This is a genomic window from Mycobacterium sp. 23, from assembly GCF_048287075.1.
Classification (GTDB): Bacteria; Actinomycetota; Actinomycetes; order Mycobacteriales; family Mycobacteriaceae; genus Mycobacterium; species Mycobacterium gordonae_B.
Genome location: NZ_JBLVUX010000004.1, coordinates 171,309 through 189,508, shown reverse-complemented (window position 1 = coordinate 189,508; position 18,200 = coordinate 171,309). Strand labels below are relative to the sequence as shown.

The window sequence follows — 18,200 nt, the reverse complement described above, 5'->3', positions numbered from 1 at the left end:
CCCAGAACCCAGGGGCCTCTACAAGGAGCACGTGCGCCCGGCGTGCTGCGCATCGCGCCAGCCGGCGTGTCAGACCCATCGCAGGGCGCCCTCGCGCCACGCCCAGGCCACCGCCACCAGCAGCGCTGCCAGAAACGCAAACATTTCAGTGATGGCGGTCGCGCCCATTTTGATGACGACCAGTGCCCAGGGATACATGAACAACATCTCGACGTCGAAGGCGAGGAACACCAAGGTCGCCAGATACCAGCGAACGTGATATCGCGACAACGCATGCTCTTCAGGTGGCCACCCTGACTGAAAAGGCAGTGTTGTCAGCATGTTCGGGCTGATCGCACTGACGCGATGCAATCCGTAGACACTGACAAGCCCAGCCACGGTAACCGATAGGGTCCACGCCACACCCGCATACATCGCGGCTCCTAGTCTGTTGTGGTCGCCGAATCGGTACCCTTGCGGCCGCTTCTCAAACCCTTGCCGTCGATCCCTTGTCCGTTGGCGGCCTTGGTCCGCGATATGCGTCCCCGGCCGCCGGTCAATGGCCGTCGACATAAGGTACCAGCCCTAGCCGGGGGGAATCTTCAACCGACGAAGGGTACGGGCGCGAACACGTTCGTTGCCCGAGGCCGACAAGACGAAGCTGCTTGTGCCGCTTCAGTTTCATCGGCGCCGCGGCCGTGGCACGATCGACTCAAATGCACGAATCAAGAGACTGCCCCGCGACGTGCGATGAGGATCTGCTGTCCTGCTTAGGGCCGGGCTTTCCGCCGCTGTCGGGCAGCGATCCCGGCCGCGTTGCCAGGATCCGCGACGAGGTGGCGCATGGTTTTGCGGCCCTGGCGGACGTCACCCATGCCGTGTCATTCTTTGGTTCCGCGCGGACGCCGCCGGATCACCCGCACTACAAGATGGCGCGAAAGATGGCCGCGCGCCTGGGCGGTTTGGGATTCGACATCATCACCGGCGGTGGGCCGGGGATCATGGAGGCCGCGAATCGGGGCGCCCGCGACGCCGGCGTGCGGTCGATAGGCCTGGTCATCGAGTTGCCCTATGAGCAGCAGCCCAATCCGTTCATCGACCTCTCCCTTCAGTTCAATTACTTCTTCGTGCGCAAGCTGATGTTCGTCCGCTACGCCTCGGCGTTCGTGGTCCTTCCGGGCGGCTTTGGAACGCTCGACGAACTTTTCGAGGCCCTGACGCTCATACAGACTCAGAAGATACGCAACTTCCCCGTCGTGCTTGCGGGTTCGGACCACTGGACCGGGTTGGAGCGGTGGATTCGTGATCGGCTGCTCGAGACGGGACTGGTATCGGGAGCAGACGTCGACCTGCTCGTGATCGCCGACGATCCGGACGAGATCGGCGAGCTCGTCAAGCGATGGCGCCGCCGACAGTTGGAGACCTACCGTCCATCGCGGTGAGGCGATGTCGAAACGCGCACGATCTGAGTCGTGGCCATTCGTCGGGCCTGTGCGACGTCGGGTCCTTAAAGGCCTAACGACCGAAGGCCCAGGACGAGATGTCAGACATCCGCACGCGGAGCTGATCGTGTGAATAGACTTCCTCGCCACTGCGGCGGTAGGTAACTCGCGACAGGTGCATGTACTCGTGGAGGTCGCCCCCGTTGGGGCAGTTCGGACAGTTGCCATCGGTGGAGGTCTGTCGGCTGTGGTCCCCACCGACCGTTTGAAGGTAGCCAAGGACCTTCTGGTCGAAATGCCAGCAGGGCTCGATGATACCGGTCACAGTTCCCCCTGGCAGGTGCAGCGTCACATTGACGTCTGCGCCGGGCGTGTGCGGATTGGACTCGATTGCGTTGATGATCAGGTGCAGTGAGCGGTCGATCGTCCCTGGCGCGAATGGTGTCGTGGCCGCGGTCACGGTGTCGGCTTGGTCTTTTGCCATCTGCTGTCCCTTCGTCGCCGCATCGATGGTGGGGCATGTGGGCGGGTAAACCGGGTACAGGCTAGTTCTACCGCATGCCGCACCCACGACACCGCGATTGCGGGGAGGAAATCGGGGTGCACCTCTTCATCCGGCGCCTTGATTACCCTAGGGGGGTATGGTAGACAGGAATCATCCGGCGCTTGGCAGCAGATTGGAGAGCGGCATGAGTACCTTGACCGTGATTGTTTCTGGGATGACCTGTGGGCACTGCGCTTCCTCTGTTCGTGAGGAAGTTGGCAGCATTCCTGATGTCACGGCAGTGGACGTGGAGCTTGGCAGCGGCAGGGTGACCATTGACAGCGATGGCGTGGTCGAGCTGGATGCGGTCAAGGCCGCGGTGGAAGAGGCCGGCTACCAGTTGGTTCGCTAAGACGACCTGTCGCGATTGGACTGAAGGAAACAGAGCATGGATTCCGCCACGGAAACCGCCCGGCATCTTGAGCTGCGGATCGGTGGGATGACGTGTGCTTCGTGCGCCGCCCGAATTGAGAAGAAGCTCAACAAGATCGACGGCGTCAGCGCCTCGGTCAACTATGCCACCGAGAGGGCCAGCGTTGACTACGTTGGCAACGTCGCACCCGATCAGCTGGTGATGACGGTGGAGCAGGCGGGCTATACCGCCCAACCGCCCAGCCAGGGTTCACCGGCCACGAACGACGAGTCTGCCGTGCCGGGCGCAGCGACCGATCCGGCGGCGGCGATCAGGCAACGACTACTGGTTTCACTGGTGTTGACCGTGCCGGTGCTTGCGATGGCCATGGTGCCCGCCCTGCAGTTCGCCAATTGGCAGTGGCTCTCGTTGACGCTGGCCGCGCCGGTGGTGGTGTGGGGTGGGCTTCCATTTCATAGGGCCGCGTGGGTGAACCTGCGGCACCACACCGCCACCATGGACACGCTGATCTCGATGGGGACGATCGCCGCATTGGGTTGGTCGGTGTATGCGTTGTTCTGGGGCACCGCCGGGATGGCGGGCATGAGGCACCAATTCGAGCTGACAATCTCCCGTACCGATGGCACCAGCAACATTTATCTGGAGGCGGCCGCAGGCGTCACCACCTTCATTCTCGCCGGCCGGTTCTTTGAGGTCCGGTCCAAGCGGCGGGCCGGTGCGGCGCTGCGGGCGCTGCTCGAACTCGGCGCCAGGGTGGTCGCGGTGCGCAAAGACGGTGTCGAGCACCGCATTCCGATTGAGCAACTCGCCATCGGTGACGAATTCGTGGTACGCCCTGGCGAGAAGGTGGCTACCGATGGCCTGGTTATCGAGGGCTCCTCGGCGGTGGATGCCTCTATGCTCACTGGTGAGTCGGTGCCGGTTGAAGTCGGCCCCGGAGATCAGGTAGTGGGCGCCACCGTCAATGTTGGCGGGCGAATCGTGGTGCGCGCCAACCGGATCGGGTCGGATACCCAGTTGGCGCAAATGGCGCGGCTGGTCGAAGAGGCGCAATCGGGCAAAGCGCAGGCGCAGCGGTTGGCCGATCGGATCTCGGGAATTTTCGTGCCGATCGTGATCGCGCTGTCATTGGCGACACTCGGGTTCTGGATCGCGGCAACCGGATCGGTTGCCGCCGCTTTCACTGCGGCGGTGGCGGTGCTGATCATCGCGTGCCCGTGTGCCCTGGGTCTTGCCACACCGACCGCCTTGATGGTCGGCACCGGCCGTGGGGCACAACTCGGGATCTTGATCAAGGGACCCGAAGTGCTGGAGTCCACGCGGCGAATCGACACCATCGTGCTCGACAAGACCGGCACCGTCACCACCGGCAACATGGCCCTGCTGGATGTCATCGCTGCACCCGATGAGCAGCCCGCCGAGGTGCTGCGGTTGGCGGGCGCGCTGGAGGACTCCTCCGAGCACCCGATCGGCCGCGCGATCGCGAAGGCAGCTCGTGACAAAGTCGGTCAGCTGCCCCCCGTCGAGGGTTTCGCCAACCGGGAAGGGTTGGGCGTGCAGGGCATCGTCGACGGTCACGCCATGACAGTGGGCCGGCAACTGCTGGCGGATCGCTGCCAGCAGCTACCGGACAGCCTCACCGGGTCGCTGGGTCAGGCCGAGTCCGAAGGCAAGACCGCGGTCGTGGTCAGCTGGGATGACACGGCCAGGGGAATCCTGGTGGTCGCCGATGCGGTGAAGCCGACGTCGGTCGAGGCCGTCGAGCGGCTGCGTGCGCTGGGATTGACCCCGATCATGCTGACGGGCGACAACGCAGCCGCAGCCCGTGCCGTCGCTGGGCAGGTGGGCATCGACCAGGTCATCGCCGACGTGCTGCCCCGAGACAAGGTGGAGGTGGTGCGACGGTTGCAGGCCCAGGGCAAGGTGGTGGCCATGGTCGGTGACGGTGTCAACGACGCCGCGGCCCTGGCGCAGGCCGATCTGGGGCTTGCGATGGGGACCGGTACCGACGTCGCGATCGAGGCCAGCGATCTGACACTGGTTCGCGGTGATCTGCGCGCGGTGCCCGCCGCCATTGAGCTCTCGCGTAAGACGTTGGCGACGATCAAGGGCAACCTGTTCTGGGCGTTCGCCTACAACATCGCCGCACTGCCGCTGGCAGCCGCGGGCCTGCTCAACCCCATGTTGGCGGGTGCGGCGATGGCGTTCTCCTCAGTATTCGTGCTCACCAACAGCCTCCGGCTGCGCACCTTCAAACCGCACGCATAGCCAAAGCTGCCACCGAGCGGGAGCCCCCCGATATGAGCGCACGGTATCTCGGATCGCTCCGGTGTCCCCGCTGTGGCGAAGAGGCGCCGGAAGATCGAGCCTCCTTCGGGTGTCCGCGATGCGCACGCGAAGGTATCGGGGTGAATCTAACCCCCGTCTACGCGATCAATCCGGGCCCTCTGCCATGGAAGGCATCCCAGTCAGGAATCTTCGGATACCGCGAGTTGCTGCCGCTGGCGCCAGAGGACGCTCCGGTGACCTTGGGCGAAGGTCAGACGCCCGTCATTCCGTTGAATCGGCTGGGGCCTCGGCTTGGCCTAAATAGGCTCATGCTCAAAGACGAATCTCGAAATCCGACGTGGTCGTTCAAGGACAGGCTGGCGGCGGCGGCCGTCACAAAGGCGGCGGCGTCGGCAGCATCGACGGTCATCGTCTCATCGACGGGAAACCACGGCGCGGCAGTGGCCGCCTACGCAGCCGCGGCAGGGCTTCGGTGCGTGGTCCTCACATTGTCATCGATACCGCGCGAGATGAGCATTCTCATTCGAGGCTACGGCGCCTGCCTCGTCGCGTACGAGAAAGGCCCGGACCGGTGGTCGGTACTGCGTCAAGCGGTCGAGGCGTTCGGTTGGACTGCGATATCCGGGGCAGTGACTCCGCCGATCGGTTCCAACCCGTTCGGGGTCGAGGGATACAAGACGATCGCCTACGAGCTGTGGGGACAACTCGGGGAAGCGCCCGACGTGGTCGTCGTCCCGACCGCCTACGGGGACGCGTTATCCGGAATCCGCCGGGGTTTTGCCGACCTGATCGGTCTCGGCCTGACAACCCGCATGCCCAGGCTGGTCGCGGTCGATCCGTTTGGCGCCTACGCGCAGGGGCTCCAAGCCCCACCGGGACGTCAGCCGACGGTGCCCACTCGGCAGTCACTCGCGTTCTCGGTCGCTGCGCGGGTGGCCACCTATCAAGGCGTGGAGGCGATCCGGGCCACCAACGGTACCGCCGTGGCAGAACCAAGCGATGACGCGATTGTCCGTATGCAGCTCGAGTTGGCGTCCGGCGAGGGCATCTACGCAGAGGGCGCCTCCGTGTTGGCGGTACTTGCCGCTCGGCAGCTCGCTTCTCGACGTTGGATCGATGCTGACGAGAGCGTCGTCTTGCTGTCGACGTCGACCGGACTGAAAGATCCGGGCTCCACGGCCGGCCACCTGCCCGAATTGCCGGTCCTGGCGCCGACCTTGACAGCCCTTGAGGCGGCGCTACCGGCCGGCATGTGCCCGTGACGCGCCGATCCGCACGGCCGCGTCGGCGCGGTTACGGGGCCTCCGGTTGGGAATTATCACGGTGCCACAACCGGTCAGGCCCCTTTGGAGCCGCGCCGATGTTTGGCGGGCCACTTTCCGGGTAGCGCCTGGGTATGAAGCCAGAGATGGCGACTGCCGCGGTTACCGTTGCAACACAGCGACCTTGGGCGCGGGGTGACTAGGTTGGCGCGGTCAACGCTGAGGCAAAACCTGCACCGTCCCCAACTGATGCGTGTTGCTCTGGGCCCCATGCCAACCCCGTGTGCGACCCGAACTGGGATGGCAATTGGCGCCACGACTCTTTCAACCCCGTTGCAGGCCTTGGTTGTACCGGTTCCGGCGGCGGCGGAGGCTGAAGACACTTTCGCCCTCACCGTCGAGCACCGACCCACGAGCCCGTACCAACGTTCAGACGTCTGCGAAGGCGGCGGTCAGATCGTGCGGCCGTTCGGCCGTGATGTAGCACAGTCGCGAGACGCGACCGGTTGCCATGGTGGTAAAGCCCGCCTCGGCCATCATCGCGCGAAGTCTGTCGAAGATGTCGTGCATCTCCGCTCGACCGTGCGCCGCGCTGACAACGCGCTCGAGAAGTCGAATCCGCGGCGGACAGACATCAGCGATGCACGCCCGTCCGCCCGGCCGCAACACCCGAAGCGCCTCGCGTATCGCCACGAGACGATGGTCAGGCGCAATGTGATGGAAGGTCAGACTTGACGCAACGACGTCGAAGGACGCATCGGCGAAGGGCAGATTCTGAGCTTGCGCTGGATAAAACGTGCAGTGCGGCGGGGAATGTGCCGCGGCATAGGCTAGGGACGGCAGTGACGGATCGATTCCCACCACCACTCCCGAAGGACCCACCACTGGGGCGATTCGGCGAGCAAAATATCCTGTGCCGCAACCAAGTTCGAGTACTCTTTGACCCGGCCGCGCGCCGGACGATACGACGAGACGGTCCCAAATACGGGCGCGCTGGCCGAAATACCAGACCTCTGACAACGCCTCGTAGGCCCTTGGCGAAATACCCTCGGAACGGGGACCGCGCCGACGCGCAGTTTCGGTACCTGATTGCATTGAAACCTCCTTCGCCGCGGGGGCCGCCTGCCCGTGCCTGCTACCGTGTACCCGTATAGGTATGTTGAAAACGACTCTGCTCTCTTGATTATCGAAAGGAAGTCATCCTGATGGTGCAACGATCGATGACCGCCTCCGCAGCTACAGCTGCGGTCGTGGGGCTACTGACCCTCACCGCATGCGGCAGCTCCGGCAACCAGGCCGGATCCAGTGCCACGACGGCCGGGTCGTCGAGTGTCTCGAGTTCGCCAGCGGGTTCGCAGGCGCACAACGATCAAGACGTCATGTTCGCCCAGCACATGATTGCCCACCATCAGCAAGCGATCCAGATGAGCGACATCATTCTCGGAAAGCAGGGTATCGATCCTCGCGTGATCGACCTGGCCAACCAGATCAAGTCGGCGCAGGGGCCAGAAATTCAGCAGCTGCAAACGTGGCTCAACCAGTGGGGACAGCCGACGACCCCGGGTGGCATGTCCCCCTCGTCGTCGATGCCCGGGATGCCCGGGATGCCGAGTCAGAGCGGGATGCCCGGAATGCCGAGCCACAGCGGCATGCCCGGCATGCCGAGCCACAGCGGAACGCCCGGCATGCCCGGGATGCCGAGTCAAAGCGGAACGCCCGGCATGCCCGGGATGGGTGGGACGGACGGAATGATGTCCGAGCAAGACATGCAAGCCCTGCGAGACGCGCAAGGTGTCGCCGCCAGCAAGTTGTTCCTCAACCAGATGATCCAGCATCATCAGGGCGCAATCAGCATGGCGCAGCACGAAATCAAGTCCGGTCAGTATTCTGCTGCTACTGCGATGGCGCAGTCGATCGTCGACACCCAGCAGAAGGAGATCACGACAATGCAGGCGATTCTGGGCTCGCTGTAGCGAGCGTTGTTGTGATTGCGGCGTTTACTCACTTCGTGGCGCCGGCTCAAGGATTCGCCAAAAGCAGTTTCCACTGGACCGGTTCGCACTGGACCGGCCAACTTCGGCCATGCAGCGGATAGCGGAAACCCTGCCGGCTATCCCGCTGCCAGCTGCACCAGTCTGCCGTTGCCGTTGTCGGCGACGAACACCTTCTTGCGGGAGGCGTCGACCGCCACGCCCACGGGATGGCCGCCGGTGAACGGCAGCGTTGTCGGGGCGCTCGATCCGGTGTCCAGCTTGGCCACCTTGCCGGTCTCGTGGTCGGTGACGTAGACGGCGCCGGCGGTGTCTACCGCGATACCCGAGGGCACGGCAAGTCCGGTGAAGGGCAACTCCGTCGGAGTGCTCGACCCGGGGTTGAGCTTCAGCACCCTGTCATTGTCCGAGTCGGTGACATAAACGCTGCCCGAAAGGTCTACGGCGACACCATCTGGATGGTTTAGGCCGGTGAACGGCAGATCAGCCTGAGTGTTGGATTTGGCATCAAGCTTCACCACTCGGTTGTTGCCGCGGTCTGCGACATAGATATTGCCGGTAGCATCGACCCCCACGCCCTGCGGGTACGCGAGGCCGGTAAAAGGCATCACGGTTTGGGTGTTGGATCCGGCTGCCAGCTTGACCACCCTGTTATTGAAGTCGGCGACGTACACGGTGCCGTTGGCGTCTACTGCCAGCCCCTGCGGTTGGTAGAGGCCGGTGAACGGCAGTACCGTCGGGGTGGACGACCCGTCAGCCAACTTCACGACGCGCCCGTACATGCCTTGGCTGGTGACATACACGCTGCCGGTATTGTCCAGGGCGACCCCGCCCGGCGAAAAGGGAAAGCCGAGCCCGGTCATCGGCACTATTGTCTGTCCGGGCGCCGATGCCGCCGGTTGCGGTTTCGGCTTGAGTAGATGTCCGACGACGACGATGACGCCGATGATCACCACTAGTGCGGTGGCGCCGATGGGGACCCACATGCGTTTGCGTCGAGGCTTCGCCCGTGCCCCAGATGTGGGGGCCGGGTCCGGTGGGCCGGTAGGGCTGACGAAGGGTGGGACGTTCGGGCGGCTGCGCCAGCTGGAGGTGTCGGCGGGTGACGGTGTCCACCCGCTCTGGGTCGCGGGCGAACTTGACATCGCTGACCAGGGCCTGGCCTGTGTGACAGAGTCGGCGGCGGCTGGGCCGGCACCGGTCGATGAGATCGTTCGCTCGCCGCGCTGCGCAATCGCGGCCGCCTGGTTCTGCTCGGCTGTGGTCAGTGCGGCGTGGGCGGCGGCGGCCAGTTCACCGGCGCTGCGGAAGCGTTCCTCGGGGTTCTTGGCCATTCCTGTGGCGATCACCTGGTCGAGACCCGGCGGAACTAAGCCGGGCCGCAGTTGGCTGGGCCGCGGAGCGGGCTCCATCAGATGCGCGCCGATCACCCTCTCGATGCTGCTGCCGGGGTAAGGAGGTGACCCGGTCAAGCACTCGGCCAACACACATGCCAGCGAATAGATGTCGGCCCGGAAGTCAACTCTGTCGCCGGCGAATCGCTCCGGGGCCATGTAGTTATAAGTTCCCAGCGCCATTCCGGTGTGGGTCAGCCCCGGATCGGTTGCGGCACGGGCAATGCCGAAGTCGACCAGGTAGGCGAAGTCGTCGACGCCGATAATGATGTTTTCCGGTTTGACGTCGCGGTGGGTAACCCCGCTGGCGTGTGCGGCGTCCAGCGCGGCGGCGACCTGCCGCACGATGGCCACTGCTCGCGCCGGTGTCAGCGGACCATAGGCCGTCAACATGCGGCGCAAAGAAATACCGTCTATCAGCCGCATGTCCAGGTACAGCTGCCCGTCGATCTCGCCGTAATCGTGGATCGGCACCACATGCGGTTCGGTCAGCCGTCCCGCGGCGTCCGCCTCGCGCTGCATCCGCTCGCGAAACACCGGGTCGGCAGAGAATTGCTCCGAGATCAACTTCAGCGCCACCACTCGGTGTTTGCGGGTGTCCTCGGCCTCGTAGACCTCGCCCATTCCGCCACGACCCAGTAGCCGCATCAGCCGATACGGCCCGACAAGCGAGCCTGCCCTCGGCCCGGACTCACTGACGCCTGCCATCAAACTCCTTCATGTTGATCAAGAGATAGCGTTGACCGCTGTCGCCAGCCTCGCCTGGAGCCAGTTCGGCGGTGTGATGGATCCATACTGCGCCAAGCCGTCTTGCCCCGGACCTATAATCGCCTGCATAAACGCCCTGACGGCTCTGCCCGTGGCGGACTCCGGATACTTCGAACAGACGATTTCATACGTTGGCTCTACAATCGGGTACGCGCCGGGCTGCGTCGGCTTGGCGAACGATGACGTATCCAACACCAAATCATTGCCCTGACCCACAACTCTGGCTCCCGCGATCGTCTTGGCGACTGTCTCGGGTGTGATAGACACGGGATCTGAACCTGCTGAGGTGATGATCTGGGCGATGTTCAGTTGTTTGCCCAGCGCGAATGACCAGGCAGTGTAGGTGATCGATCCGTCGGTAGTCTGCAGGGCCGCCGTCACCCCATTGTCTCCGTCGGCGCCGGTACCGACGCCCCCTTCAAACGTCTCGCCGTCGCCTCTGCCCCAGGCGCCGTCGGATGCGGCATTGAGGTATTGCTGGAAGTTGGCCGAGTTACCGGAGTCGTCATTGCGGAAAATGACCCGGATGGGCGACGAGGGCAGGCTGGTGCCTGCGTTGAGCGCCCTGACCGCCGGGTCGTCCCACCTGGTGACGGTGCCGTTGAAAATCTTGGCCAGTGTGAGTGCGTCCAGCTTCAGCGAACTCACCCCGTTGATGTGATAAGTGACCGCGATCGGCTGAAACAATGCCGGCAGCTGCCAGGCGGGGGACGCGCACCGTGCCGCCGCCTTGTTGGTTTCGCCTTTGGCCGGGTCCAACGGCACACCGGACCCGGCCAGATCCGTTTCGCCCTTGATGAACTGCTCGACGCCGGCGCCCGAGCCGTTAGCCTCGTAGTCCAGCGTGTAACCAGGGCACGCGTGGGCGTAGGCATTGACGAATTGTTGTATCGCGTTCGCTTGTGCGGTCGCGCCGCTGGCGTTGAGTTCCGGTTTCCCACCACAGTCGACTTTCGCCGACGGCCCCGCGGAGGGAGCGGAGGTACTGTTGCTGCCACCGCATCCCGATATTAACAGCGCGCCAACAAGCAGCAGGCCCATCACGTCGGTTCGACAAAATGTCACAGAACTCCTCTGACGGGATAAAGGGACCACCACATATACTTTGCCATCCCCCCGGGGGAAGCGGTCGCCGTCGACTGATTTGACTTATGGCTCATCAAGATCCACCTTGGAGCAGTTACCGATACAGCAACGTTGGACGCCACTCAGGACTGACGGAGCTGACCATCCGAGGCTACCGACGCACCGCTGAACAGGCCGGGACCTGACGGCTGCGAATATGCCTAAGGAAGCACACTTCCACCTGTTGAAAATGATTGTCAGGTTCACTAAGCTCCGAAGCCAGTCGGGCGAAGGAGTGTGCACATTGGCCACGATGTGGATGGCGTCACCACCCGAGGTCCACTCAACCCTGCTCAGCGCTGGCTCCGGGGCAGGCTCATTGCTGTCTGCCGCCACGGCATGGTCGTCGCTGAGTGCCGAGTACGCGGACGTTGCTGACGAACTCATGGCTTTGCTCGTTGCGGTGCAAGCGGGAGTTTGGGAAGGTCCGAGCGTCGAGCAGTATGTGGCCGCCCACATCCCTTACCTGGCGTGGCTGACGCGCGCAGGCACAACCGCCGCGCGGGCCGCGGCGCAGCAGGAAATTGTAGCCGCCGCATACGAAGCAGCGCTGGCAGCGATGCCGACGCTCCCAGAACTAGCCGCCAACCACGTCATTCACGGAACGCTGGTTGCCACAAACTTCTTCGGGATGAATACCATCCCGATCGCGCTCAATGAAGCCGACTACGTCCGAATGTGGATCCAGGCGGCCAGCACCATGGCTACCTACCAAACCGTCTCGGATGCGGCCCTGGCGTCCACTTCGCCAACCGGAACAGCCCCGGAGATAGTCCAGGAGACACAGTCCAGCGCGGGCACCGGTGTGGAGACGCACGCCGGCGAACCCACCGTGATCGACTACGTCGTTGCCGATTTCTTACGTAACATCTCCGGCGGTCGGGTGGATTGGAATGTCACCGAAGGCACCCTCAACGGACTTCCTTTCGAGGACTACACCAATGCCGCTGACCCATACTGGTGGGTGGCCCGTGCCATCGAATTCCCGAAAGATTTTGAAACGTTTATCCAAGAACTGCTTACAAATCCGCAAGAGGCGTTTCAGTCTTATTCCTATCTCATTTTCGTCGACTACCCAGAGCACATACCGCAACTCTTCCAAGCCTTGATTCAGTCACCGCAGTTGCTTGCTTTCGCGTTCGGTGCCGCCGCCTCGAATGTGGGGGCGGCCATCGGCTTAGCAGGACTGTCGGGCCTCGCCGCTGTCCAGCCACCGGCGGTCCCCGCCGTCGTGGCGCTGCCCGGGTCACCGCCAGCGTCGGTATCACCCGCGGTCGGGATGGCACCGGTAGCGTCAGTCGCTCCCACTGCTCCGGCTCCGGCCCCCACTCCTGCGCCTGCTACCAGCTCCATTGCCAGCGCAGGCCCCACACCGCCTCCAGCTTCGGCAATTACGGGACCAGGCTTTCCGTTTCTGGTCGGTGGTGGCCCCGGCATCGGGCACGGATCGGGCATGAGGACCAGTGCCAGCGCTGCCGCGAAGAAGAAGGCGCCGGAGCCCGATGTCGCTGCGGCTGCAGCCGGGGCGGCTGCGCGTTCGCGGACACGTCGACGTCGGCGTGCGGGGCTGCACGACCACAACGATGAGTTCATGAACATGAACGTCGACGTCGAACCGGACTGGGGCGCGCCAGCGGGTGGGGAATCGACGCCGTCAGCCGTGTTTTCCGAACAAGGCGCCGGAACTTTGGGATTTGCCGGCACAGCGAGCAGGGAAGCGGCTATTGCGGCGGGAGGCATGGCCAGGCTGGAGGAAGACGAGTTCGGTAGCGGGCCGAAACTGCCGATGATTCCGGGCACTTGGCGCGGGGACGAGGCCGGTGCCAGCTGAGTGCTGACGGGCCGTCGACCCGTTCGCAGATCCTTTTGCCTCCCGTGCCCAGGTGCGGACTGACATGCTCGAGCGGACGAGCGCCCCAAGCGATTTGGCGAACCCCGCCGCAGCTCGGCAGGAGTCACCGGCTGATTGTGTTCTTCGGCTCTGCTGCGCTCCGCGCGTGTCCGGGCAGCGGGGGCGGAGGTTGGTGTGCTGTTGTCAACCGCTCGCGACACCTGCAGTGATGCAATGCGTTGGCCGCCGCGAAAGCGAGGCACGCGACCGCGGCCGGGGTGAGCGCCCGGTCGCCGATGCGACCGCCCACCACCACTCCGGCGACGGCGCCGCCGACGAACAGCAGCACCGTTGTGTTGAGGATCGCTGCTTTCCAATAATCCAATCCGTGGCGGCGACTAAGGGCTACGAGAAGCCCTAAGTCAGTGGTGGTGCCGGTGAAGTGCGTTGTGCGGATGGGCATTTCAGGAAGCCCAGAAATCATCCCATTCTGCAGGCCGCACGCCGCGGCAGCCAGCGGCGCCCGGATCAACGGGTGTTCGATACTAGCAGTGGCAATCAGTAGCGCTGCCTCGCCGATCAGGACCGCGGCGTGGCGAGGGCCTGTATGACAGTGCGTGGGAGCCAACAGCACGCCGGAAACCATGACGCCCCCGAGAAATCGACCACGATCGCCGCGATCATGGTTACCGGATGCAGCAATGGGTTGGTGGTGTGCTGGCCGATCTTTGTCGTTAACGCTGTGAGTTTCCGTAGCGTTGCTGGTCTGGGTGTATCCGGTAGCAATGCTGCGTTTGGCAGCGAAACCGGCGGGCGTGATCGTGTGAAGTGCGCAGGCCGTGTTCGCAGAACGGTGTGGACAGCCCGCAGTTGACGTCGCTGACGCCAGCCCATCTCGTGTTAAAGCAGCAACGGGACAGCGATATCCACCGCCAGTGCCTCAGCCGCAAAATTCGCACCCCCAACACGAGTAAATGCGCTGTACCTGAACCTATTTCAGACGCGCCACGCAGAGCCGCAGAAATTGTTCACTCTGTGATGGTACGGCCCTCGACAGCAGCCGCGCTAGACTGACTCCAATCGTCTTCCATTATTCCGCGTGTGGGCGGCAATGACGACCAGCGGTGTCCACCACGAGAGGGAACTTAGATTGCCGACGCAAGCCGCCACCCGGGTCCATCTGGGTGAGCGAGTCACTCGCGCACGTCTGCTTGGTCAGGGGCCTACGGTCCTCCTTGAAGCCGGTGGGGCAGGTGAAGGAACGACGGACTCCTTCGGCGGCGTGTTGGAACAGTGGGTCGCGTCCTTTGCCACTGTCGTAACCTACGACCGTCTTGGTAGTGGTGACGCGGATGGTCCACCTCGGCGCAGCGTGGCCGAAATGGCTGATGACCTTGACTCCGTAATCCATCAAGTGCGTTGCGCTGCGCCGGTAGTGATCGTGGGGTGGTCGTCGGGTGGATTGGTCGCGCAGATGTTCGCTTTACGACATCCACAAGAAGTAGCCGGGTTGGTCTTGCTTGATCCCTCTGCGCCGGTAACCGAATCACGACTTGTCGAGTTGGTAGGGATGACCCTGGCTGCCGCAGGACTTTTCCTCCTCGGGATCGCCCAGCTGCTGAGGGTTCCCAGGACCAGCTTGGGCCGGCGCGTGTTGCGGCGGATGGCGCCGAAGGATATCTCGAAGCCGAGATTGGGCTGGTTCTACCGTTATGTCGATAATCATCCTTGGGCGGCATTGCAGACGGCACGGCTTGTGCCGCGTCATACGAGCTATTTGCGCGAAGTGAAGCGAGAACTCGAACGCGCATCACTGCCGGATGTGCCGGTGCGGGTGATTGTGCCGCGGTCGCGAACCCGGTGGCGCGCTACGTATGCCAAGATGGATGCGTCCAATCGTGCACTGGTCAAGCGTTTTCCCAGAGGCGAACTTGTGTTCGCTGACGGAACGAGCCACTCGTGGCTGCCTGTCGAACGGCCCGATGTAGTTGTCGCGGCCATCCGTGATGTGCTGAGCGTTGCCTAGCTTCGGATTGTCAAGGGCGGTATCCGCGGCTCGACGCTGAGCCTTAGCTGCGCGCCGAGTCGACAATCTTCCTGCCGCGCAGCTTGTTCAAGGCGTCGCTTTCTGCGGTGGCACGCGTGGGTCCGGCCCCGCCGGGGAATCTCGCGCCGTCAGAAGCGACCGCGCCGCACAAGTACATTGAAGGGCAATACCTTTGATGCAGTATGGGCTGCGGCGTGGGTGGACGATAACCGCCCCGGGACTGCTCTGCGCGACCATGATAGCGGCCATGCTGATGCATGTACTCACCGTGCGTTGTCGCACAAAGCGCTTCGTCGGAACCGCGACCTCCTCCACCCACGCAATACTGGCAGAGGTATGCCGTGTGGGGGGTAACGAAGGCCTCTATGCGAGTCGCCGCAATAGTTTTCGTCGAGGCTGCCCGGGATTGCGCCCTGCGGTCTTCTCTTGATCAGCGGTACCTCAATTTCCGTCCGTCTGTGCGATGTATCAGCATGGCGGGCACATATCCGGTGGCGTAGGGACACCAAGGGCCCTTCATTTGTAGTGGGTGGGCCGGCCAGCTGGAAGTGGCACGGAGGTCTCAAGACGGCGCCGTCGAGGTGCCGTTGACGGCTGTAGCGGAGTTTGCCGCAACGGTGTTCATGCCGCTGCCCTCCAAGGGCTGAAGCGCTCGAGGCAGCACCATAGGAACCGTACCCCCCAAACAGTATCCGGCCCCCGGGCATTACAAATTGTGCGCGGAGGTCAAAGTTCGATCAGCGCGGCAGCGAACAAAATCGCCATTCCGGTGGCCATCATGGCTTCGGTGATGTCTCCCAGTAGCGGAGGTTGGATCGTCCTGCGTCTGCGCTCGCGGAGGTATGCCACAACCCAAGATGCTGCTGCGATGGTGAAGATAACGACTCCAAGCCAGTTCATCGTGGTCACCCAGGTGGGCGGTTGGGTGGTTGCCGTGTGGTCCATCGCGGCCATGTTCATTTCGGGCATCGGGGCAGGCGGTTGACTGAGCGAAGCCGTAAGCGAGCCCAGGCTATTCATGCTGAGATACATCCATGCAGTTGCCAGCATCATCAGGCTGTGGTAACCCGCTGACGCCCGGGCGGCCGGCGAACGGGCGGTGATCAACGCGATCGCCACGAACCAGACCGCCGCCAACAGGAAGAAGGCCGCGGGCGCGGAGGCCGGCAGCCGCGCGCCCCACGGCCATGCCATCACAGCCATACCTGTTGCCATCAAGAAATGCAGACTGCGGCTGACAACCACCGTCGCGGGCCGGCGTCGCGTGAGGATCGGCACGCCGCATCCCAGGGCGCCGAGTGCAAACAGTCCGGTGACGACCCAACGCACTAGTAGGTCGTGGATCATGCCGGCGGGGGCCGCTCAGGTCGAAAACGATCGGGTCCATGCACTCCGAGAGTGGCGGGCGTTATTGTCATGTACCGCGGCCGAAGCGCCGGAGCCGTAGCGAGTTGGTCACCACGCTGACCGAGGAAAGCCCCATCGCCGCACCGGCAACCACTGGGTTCAACAGGCCGAATGCAGCCAGGGGTATCGCGGCGGTGTTGTAGCCGAAGGCCCAGCCCAGGTTTTGGTGGATCGTGCGCAGAGTCTGGCGGGACAGCTGGATCGAGCGCACGACACCGTCGAGGCGGTCCGACATCAACGTGATGTCTGAGGCTTCAATCGCCACATCGGTACCGGTACCGATCGCGATGCCCAAATCGGCTTGCACCAGCGCGGGGGCATCGTTGACGCCGTCGCCGACCATGGCCACCAGCCGCCCCTCGCCTTGCAGGCGGCGGACCTCAGACATCGAGGTCGCGCTCGCGGGCGCCGGCGACGATAGCCGCGCCGATGGGATGCTCGGAGCCGGCCTCGACCGCAGCGGCCAGCCGCACGTGCAGCGGCTGGCTGACCGAGTCAACCATCCGAGTGACTCCGGCCGACGGCCCGTGCGCCCTGGGCCTCGCGACCCCGACGGCGATGCCGGTGATGCCACAGTTGCGCGGGTATCGCAGCCGACGTGTGGTGCCAGAGCGCATTCCGCCGTCGGCCGCCTCTGCGGGAGTTGCTACCACATTGCCGGCGACGTCGTTTGTTGCCGCGCCGATCCAAAGTGTCCAGCAGCGGATGCCAATCAGGGTCGCCAGGAGACCCGGGCTCGTTCAATCACGGCCGGGAGCCAGCGACGACATCGACTGTTCTTGGACAACCATGACTGTGAGGAGTGAAGTAAATGTCTTTCGTAATCACACAGCCTGAAGCGTTGACCTTCGCGGCGAGCAAGCTGGAGGGTCTCGGTTCTTCGATGGCTGCGCAGGGCGCGGCAGCAGCAGCCGCAACCACTGATGTGATTCCTGCAGCCGCCGATCCGATATCAGCGCTGCAGGCCGAAGTATTTTCTGCCTACGGCACCCGGTACCAAGCGATCGCCGCCCAAGCCCAGGCAATCCAAGAGCTGCTGGTGAGCACCCTGGGCAGCAGCGCGGGTGCGTACGGCACAACAGAAGCCGCCAACGCGGCCGCCGCCTCGTCCGACTCTGAATTTTCCAGTGATGATGGTTATCGGATGCCGGCCCGAGGATCTGACCCCGAAATTTCCTGGCCGATCGAGTGCCTTTCGTGAGGACCTGTCGAGGGGTGTCGTCCGTCGCGTAATTCCCCAGGGGTTGCCGTCACGTAATTCCCCAGGTGTGGGCCTCGGTGTAGGTCTTACCGGCTCGCGGGGGCGGTGTCTAGTTGGCGGGTCGGCCGGGTCGTTTCCGGGGCCGGTAGCTGGGTCCGTCCATGAGGATTTGGTGGCTGGTGTTGATCAGTCGATCGAGCAGTGATTCGGCTACGACGGGGTTCGGGAACAGTGGATACCAGTCCTTGGGGGCACGGTTGCTGGTCAGGATCACGGGTTTGCTGGCGATGGCCCGATCGGAGACCAGATCGTAGAGGTCGTCGGATTGGGTGGTGGTGTGTTCGCGCATGGCGAAGTCATCGATGATGAGTACCAGTGGGCGGGTGTATTCGCGCATGCGTTGACCGATGGTGCGGTCGGCGTGGCCGCCGGCCAGGTCGGCGAGCATGCGGGCGCATTTGACGAAGCGGATGTCGCCTCCGCGGCGGGCGACGTGATGGCCGAGTGCTTGTGCGACATGGGTTTTGCCTACTCCGGGTGTTATCGA

14 protein-coding genes and 4 pseudogenes are annotated in these 18,200 nt (G+C 63.8%); 8 read left to right on the top strand and 10 right to left on the bottom strand.

What is annotated here, in order from left to right; all coding sequences use genetic code 11:
• Positions 1 to 69: 69 nt before the first annotated feature.
• Complete coding sequence (locus ACNQS7_RS01080) at positions 70 to 414, bottom strand: NADH-quinone oxidoreductase subunit A (protein ID WP_055581870.1); 345 nt, start codon at positions 412 to 414, stop codon at positions 70 to 72.
• A 281-nt stretch (positions 415 to 695) separates the two neighbouring features.
• On the opposite strand from ACNQS7_RS01080, the gene ACNQS7_RS01075 reads away from it, so the two are divergent.
• Positions 696 to 1,421 carry a TIGR00730 family Rossman fold protein gene (locus ACNQS7_RS01075; protein WP_055581869.1) on the top strand — a complete coding sequence of 242 codons (726 nt, stop codon included), beginning with the start codon at positions 696 to 698 and terminating at the stop codon, positions 1,419 to 1,421.
• Between the two features lie 73 nt (positions 1,422 to 1,494).
• On the opposite strand, the gene ACNQS7_RS01070 is transcribed toward ACNQS7_RS01075, so the two are convergent.
• Positions 1,495 to 1,881, bottom strand: a complete 387-nt coding sequence (locus ACNQS7_RS01070; protein WP_418011115.1) for a hypothetical protein — start codon at positions 1,879 to 1,881, stop codon at positions 1,495 to 1,497.
• A 229-nt stretch (positions 1,882 to 2,110) separates the two neighbouring features.
• Between ACNQS7_RS01070 and ACNQS7_RS01065 the strand changes: the two genes are divergently transcribed.
• From ACNQS7_RS01065 to ACNQS7_RS01055, 3 genes are read left to right on the top strand one after another with little or no spacing between them, the layout of a single operon-like run.
• A complete protein-coding gene (locus ACNQS7_RS01065; RefSeq protein WP_055581886.1) occupies positions 2,111 to 2,317 on the top strand; it encodes a heavy-metal-associated domain-containing protein in 207 nt (68 codons plus the stop codon).
• Positions 2,318 to 2,353: 36 nt separating this feature from the next.
• Positions 2,354 to 4,606 (top strand): heavy metal translocating P-type ATPase, encoded by a 2,253-nt coding sequence (locus ACNQS7_RS01060; RefSeq protein WP_133450217.1) that lies wholly within the window; start codon positions 2,354 to 2,356, stop codon positions 4,604 to 4,606.
• 32 nt (positions 4,607 to 4,638) lie between these two features.
• The gene (locus ACNQS7_RS01055) at positions 4,639 to 5,889 is read left to right on the top strand and encodes a threonine synthase (protein WP_083271075.1); all 1,251 of its coding nucleotides are present in this window, start codon (positions 4,639 to 4,641) and stop codon (positions 5,887 to 5,889) included.
• A gap of 429 nt (positions 5,890 to 6,318) precedes the next feature.
• Here ACNQS7_RS01055 and ACNQS7_RS01050 read toward each other — a convergent pair whose 3' ends face one another.
• Entirely contained in the window at positions 6,319 to 6,984 is a 666-nt protein-coding gene (locus tag ACNQS7_RS01050; RefSeq protein ID WP_065135598.1) for a class I SAM-dependent methyltransferase, read from the bottom strand.
• Between the two features lie 284 nt (positions 6,985 to 7,268).
• Between ACNQS7_RS01050 and ACNQS7_RS01045 the strand changes: the two genes are divergently transcribed.
• A complete protein-coding gene (locus ACNQS7_RS01045; protein ID WP_306237986.1) occupies positions 7,269 to 7,862 on the top strand; it encodes a DUF305 domain-containing protein in 594 nt (197 codons plus the stop codon).
• 137 nt (positions 7,863 to 7,999) lie between these two features.
• Here the strand turns inward: ACNQS7_RS01045 and ACNQS7_RS01040 are convergent, their stop codons facing one another.
• Positions 8,000 to 9,982 (bottom strand): serine/threonine-protein kinase PknD, encoded by a 1,983-nt coding sequence (locus ACNQS7_RS01040; protein WP_133450216.1) that lies wholly within the window; start codon positions 9,980 to 9,982, stop codon positions 8,000 to 8,002.
• An 18-nt stretch (positions 9,983 to 10,000) separates the two neighbouring features.
• A complete protein-coding gene (gene pstS / locus ACNQS7_RS01035; RefSeq protein WP_133450233.1) occupies positions 10,001 to 11,083 on the bottom strand; it encodes a phosphate ABC transporter substrate-binding protein PstS in 1,083 nt (360 codons plus the stop codon).
• 337 nt (positions 11,084 to 11,420) lie between these two features.
• On the opposite strand from pstS, the gene ACNQS7_RS01030 reads away from it, so the two are divergent.
• Positions 11,421 to 12,998: a PPE family protein gene (locus ACNQS7_RS01030; RefSeq protein ID WP_133450232.1), complete on the top strand. Its 1,578-nt coding sequence runs from the start codon at positions 11,421 to 11,423 to the stop codon at positions 12,996 to 12,998.
• 124 nt (positions 12,999 to 13,122) lie between these two features.
• On the opposite strand, the pseudogene ACNQS7_RS01025 reads toward ACNQS7_RS01030, so the two are convergent.
• Positions 13,123 to 13,799 (bottom strand): annotated as a pseudogene (locus tag ACNQS7_RS01025) (DUF1275 family protein).
• 310 nt (positions 13,800 to 14,109) lie between these two features.
• Here ACNQS7_RS01025 and ACNQS7_RS01020 point away from each other — a divergent pair.
• Positions 14,110 to 15,024, top strand: coding sequence for an alpha/beta fold hydrolase (locus ACNQS7_RS01020; RefSeq protein ID WP_082658380.1), 915 nt, complete (start codon positions 14,110 to 14,112; stop codon positions 15,022 to 15,024).
• A 747-nt stretch (positions 15,025 to 15,771) separates the two neighbouring features.
• Here ACNQS7_RS01020 and ACNQS7_RS01015 read toward each other — a convergent pair.
• From ACNQS7_RS01015 to ACNQS7_RS01005, 3 genes and pseudogenes are all read right to left on the bottom strand, one after another.
• A complete protein-coding gene (locus tag ACNQS7_RS01015; RefSeq protein ID WP_418011114.1) occupies positions 15,772 to 16,392 on the bottom strand; it encodes a DUF5134 domain-containing protein in 621 nt (206 codons plus the stop codon).
• A 67-nt stretch (positions 16,393 to 16,459) separates the two neighbouring features.
• A pseudogene (locus tag ACNQS7_RS01010) lies at positions 16,460 to 16,840 on the bottom strand (HAD-IC family P-type ATPase); the annotation flags it as partial.
• Entirely contained in the window at positions 16,833 to 16,955 is a 123-nt protein-coding gene (locus tag ACNQS7_RS01005; protein WP_256101373.1) for a hypothetical protein, read from the bottom strand. The pseudogene ACNQS7_RS01010 and the gene ACNQS7_RS01005, both read right to left, overlap by 8 nt.
• 308 nt (positions 16,956 to 17,263) lie before the next feature.
• Here ACNQS7_RS01005 and ACNQS7_RS01000 point away from each other — a divergent pair.
• Positions 17,264 to 17,557, top strand: a pseudogene (locus tag ACNQS7_RS01000) (PE family protein); the annotation flags it as partial.
• A gap of 205 nt (positions 17,558 to 17,762) precedes the next feature.
• On the opposite strand, the pseudogene ACNQS7_RS00995 reads toward ACNQS7_RS01000, so the two are convergent.
• Positions 17,763 to 18,188, bottom strand: a pseudogene (locus tag ACNQS7_RS00995) (ATP-binding protein); the annotation flags it as partial.
• Positions 18,189 to 18,200: the final 12 nt, after the last annotated feature.